Consider the following 4,000-nt stretch of genomic DNA (forward strand, 5'->3'; position numbering starts at 1 on the left):
AGTTTTCTCTCCAATGCTTCGCCCCTTAAATTTTTACCTACAATTTTTCCTTCGGGGTCAATTAAATAATTTTGTGGGATACTGAAAATTTGAAATTGCTGCGCCACTGCATTTTGCCAAAATTGTAAATCGCTTACATGCGTCCAAGTAAGGTTATCATTTTTAATGGCATTTAACCAGTCTTGTTTTTTACCTGGCCTGTCTAACGATACACCTAAGATGGTAAAGTTTCTATTTTTATATTTATTAAATGCCGCAACCACATTAGGGTTTTCCTGGCGGCAGGGGCCACACCAGCTTGCCCAAAAATCGATCAATACATATTTGCCACGGAAAGATGATAAGCTAACAGGGATGCCTGCCGTATCGGCCTGTGTAAAATCGGGCAGTAATGTGCCAATGGCATTTCTTTTAGCATCAGTAATTACCTGCGACAAATAATTTGCCATCGGAGTATTTTTTACTTCAGCCGTTAAAAAATTATACAGCGATTCTGTTTTATTAATATCATCGGCTATTTGATTGTAACGGATAATGGCTAATGGTGTTATAAATGAACTGGGATGTTTAGCTGCAAAATCGCTGCTTAACTCTGCGGCTTTTGTAAACGATGCAGAATCGTACACGGAGTTTTGTGCAAATACATTTTGATAAGGCTCTAATATTTTATTGAAGGCATTAAAATCATTATGCGAAGGTGACCCCGTTACGGAAAGTTTATCGAGACTTTCTTTTTTACCGGAAACTTTAACTGTGCTGTTATCTAAAAAAATGGTGGTGTAAGGTTGCTGTTTATTAAACAGCAATATTTTAAAATCGGGAGTAGTTGCTTTTCCTTTTAAAGTAAATTTTTCTTTGCTGATTATTGTTTCAGATTCAGGCGCTCCGGTTTGTCCGTTTAAAAGCGAGACACTGGTACCATCGGCAAAACCTTTAATTTCTCCTGTGATAATAAATTCATCGGTTGCTTTTGTTACTGCAAAAGTCTTTGGTTTTACAGTAACTTTTGTCTTTGCTGCAGCTTTTTGTTTTTTTTGTGCAAGTGCAAAAGCCGGTAACAGGAATACTAAAAGAAAAATCCGCTTCATATTTTTTATTTGAACCTGCAATTTAATTGCTTTTTTGCAAAATGAATTAACCAATAATACTATTTATGAATTCTTTAGTGGTTTGGCTGATATTGCCGGTATTTTCTAATGCTTTAATGTAAGCAGTACCAATGATAGCGCCATTGGTATATTTGCAGGCTGCTGTAAAAGTGGCTTTGTCTTTTATACCAAAACCTACCAACACAGGATTTTTTAAATTCATGTGTTGCAATTTTTTAAAATACTCTTCCTGCCCTTCAATGGCTTTATTTTTACCTGTGGTGGAAGAGGATGAAACGGCATAAATAAATCCGCTGCAGAGTGCATCAATTTTTTTTATTCTTTCTTCACTTGTTTCCGGCGTTACTAAAAAAATAAATTTCAAATCATTTTTTTCAAACAAAGGTTTGTACAGGGTTTCAAATTCGTACATGGGTAAATCAGGCAATATAATGCCATCTACTCCTGTTTCTTTTGCAGCAGCACAAAATTTTTCTATGCCAAATTGCAAAATGGGATTCATGTAACCCATTAAAATAATTGGAATGCCCCCATTTCCGCCAGCTGGCGGAGTGTTGCGAAGATTACGTAACTGATTAAAAAGAACTTCTATCGTCATGCCATTTTGTAATGCCACGGCGCTGCTTTGCTGTATCACTTCCCCATCGGCAAGAGGATCGCTGTAGGGCATACCGATTTCAATAATATCAGCGCCATTATTTTGTAAAGCTGTAATTACTTCAATAGTGGAATTTAATTGCGGATAGCCAGCAGTGCAATACAGGTTTAATACATTTTGTTTTTTTGCTGCAAATAATTTATCTAATCTGTTCATACAATGTCAATTTCCATTTTTATGTTAGCTCTTTTATACTCCGATTTAAAATCCGGAACTTCTGTAAAACCATATTTTCTGTACAGATGAATGGCTGGGCCGAGTAATGTATTGGAATATAAAATTACTTTATGCAGTTGCAATCTTTTTGCCTCCTGCAAACAAAATTCCATCATCGCATTGCCAATATTTTTTCCCAAGAATTTTTCATTCACCGCCATTTTTGATAATTCAAAAACGGTATCACTTACTTTTAATAATGCAAAAGTACCGGCCACTTCGTTGTTATACATTACAAAAAATATAAAGCCGCCTTTGTCTATAAAATATTGTTTAGGATTGGCTAACATTTTTTCATCAACAGGTTCTACCTCAAAATATTTTTGAAGCCATGCTTTGTTGAGGGCTGTAAAATGATGCGCCAGTGCCTCAGTAAAAGATATGATTGCAATTGTGTTGTCCATTTTATAATCTTTCCGCCGGTCTTATATTCAGCGTTCTTCCACCTAACGAAATAATACGGTAAGCAGGTTTAGCATCAATATCTATAATTATTTTATACAAAGCCGTTTGTTTTGTTGATGCCGGAAAATTCACCATCAAACTGTCCCCCTTTCTTTCTACCGTATAATTTTTTTCATCAAAGCCTTCCTCCAGACAATATTCAAATTCGTACCGCTCCCCATTAATGTTGGAGATCATTTTAATGGGTGTTACTTCATTACTGCAGGCACCAATTTTTTCTGCTTTTAGTTTGTGGTTGATGAAGGCGTTGCTGCAGGAAGAGAGGAGGATAGTACTTAAAATCAGGATGTATTTCATGTTTGTGGTTTTACCTCACCCCCAGTCCCTCTCCTGGAGGAGAGGGGCTGGGGGTGAGGTTGTTATTTCTTTTATTTTTTTGAAGATTGGGGTTACATATTTTCAAAATTATTTTCTTTTACCCAATCTTTTATTTTTTAAATTACACTTCTTATGTTTTTCTCTACCTCATCATTGGTAAATCTTAAAACAGTAATACCAATATCATTCAAATTTTTTGTCCTTACTTTATCATATGCTGTAACTTCCGGACCATTGTGTACTGCTCCATCAACTTCAATCGCCAGTTTTATTTTATGGCAATAAAAATCTAAAATATAATTATCAAATGCATGTTGCCTCCTGAATTTTAAATCATCCACTTTACCATTCCTTAAAGCCTCCCACAATTTCCCTTCTGCTTTTGTTTGCACTTTGCGCAAGTCTCTTGCGTTCTCGTATGTTGATGGCCTTGAATTGCCATGAAGCTTATCGTTATACTCATTCATACAAGTAGCACGTAAAAAATAAAATTACCGCAGTTATAAAAATAAAAACACTTTAAAGTATCAGAGTCGTGCCACCTCTCTTCAAAGAGAGGGCTGGGGTGAGGTCAAATATATTTCATATACGTATCCAAATCCTTATCTCCCCTCCCACTCAAACAAACCACTACCACATCATCTTTTTTAAATTCCATTTTATTTAAAATAAATAAAGCATGGGCAGTTTCCAGTGCAGGAATAATGCCTTCCAATTTACTCAATTCAAAAGCTGATGATAAAGCTTCTTCATCCGTTGCACTCATAAAAATTCCACGGCCACTCTCGTACAAGTGTGCATGTAATGGGCCAATGCCCGGGTAATCTAATCCGGCTGAAATACTGTGTGGCTCTACCACCTGGCCATCTGCAGTTTGCATTAATAAACTTTTACTGCCATGTAAAATACCTGGCGTACCTAATTGTGTAGTGGCTGCACTCATACCGCTGTTGATACCACAACCTGCTGCTTCCACCGCAATTAATTTTACATCAGCAGCATCTAAAAAATGATAGAATGCACCAGCCGCATTACTACCACCACCCACACACGCTACTACATAATTTGGATTTTCGCTGCCTGTTTTTTCTAACAATTGTTTTTTTATTTCTTCACTTATCACACTTTGAAACCTTGCTACCATATCCGGATAAGGATGCGGCCCTACTACCGATCCAATAATATAATAGGTATCATTTGCATTGTTGATCCAATCCCTTATCGCTTCATTTGT

General features: G+C 36.5%; 6 protein-coding genes. All 6 read right to left on the reverse strand.

Features of this window, described 5'->3' with window-relative positions:
• Positions 1–1,088 (reverse strand): redoxin domain-containing protein (locus ACY65O_RS10085; protein ID WP_462220727.1); only part of this gene is annotated, 1,088 nt, incomplete at its 3' end.
• Between the two features lie 46 nt (positions 1,089–1,134).
• A complete protein-coding gene (trpA, locus tag ACY65O_RS10090; protein WP_462220728.1) occupies positions 1,135–1,923 on the reverse strand; it encodes a tryptophan synthase subunit alpha in 789 nt (262 codons plus the stop codon).
• A complete protein-coding gene (locus ACY65O_RS10095; protein WP_462220729.1) occupies positions 1,920–2,387 on the reverse strand; it encodes a GNAT family N-acetyltransferase in 468 nt (155 codons plus the stop codon). Before ACY65O_RS10095 ends, trpA begins: the two co-directional genes overlap by 4 nt.
• A gap of 1 nt (position 2,388) precedes the next feature.
• Positions 2,389–2,745 carry a hypothetical protein gene (locus tag ACY65O_RS10100; RefSeq protein WP_462220730.1) on the reverse strand — a complete coding sequence of 119 codons (357 nt, stop codon included), beginning with the start codon at positions 2,743–2,745 and terminating at the stop codon, positions 2,389–2,391.
• 137 nt (positions 2,746–2,882) lie between these two features.
• Positions 2,883–3,233, reverse strand: a complete 351-nt coding sequence (locus ACY65O_RS10105; protein WP_462220731.1) for an endonuclease domain-containing protein — start codon at positions 3,231–3,233, stop codon at positions 2,883–2,885.
• A 104-nt stretch (positions 3,234–3,337) separates the two neighbouring features.
• Positions 3,338–4,000 (reverse strand): pyridoxal-phosphate dependent enzyme (locus ACY65O_RS10110; protein ID WP_462220732.1); only part of this gene is annotated, 663 nt, incomplete at its 5' end.

Origin of the sequence: Ferruginibacter sp. (genome assembly GCF_031430955.1) — a bacterium.
Taxonomy (GTDB): domain Bacteria; phylum Bacteroidota; class Bacteroidia; order Chitinophagales; family Chitinophagaceae; genus Ferruginibacter.

What these genes read in the sequence shown, in the direction of transcription:
- ACY65O_RS10095 (WP_462220729.1), bottom strand. Translation starts at nt 2,387, where the DNA reads ATGGACAACACAATTGCAATCATATCTTTTACTGAGGCACTGGCGCAT.
- ACY65O_RS10100 (WP_462220730.1), bottom strand. Translation starts at nt 2,745, where the DNA reads ATGAAATACATCCTGATTTTAAGTACTATCCTCCTCTCTTCCTGCAGC.
- ACY65O_RS10105 (WP_462220731.1), bottom strand. Translation starts at nt 3,233, where the DNA reads ATGAATGAGTATAACGATAAGCTTCATGGCAATTCAAGGCCATCAACA.
- trpA (WP_462220728.1), bottom strand. Translation starts at nt 1,923, where the DNA reads ATGAACAGATTAGATAAATTATTTGCAGCAAAAAAACAAAATGTATTA.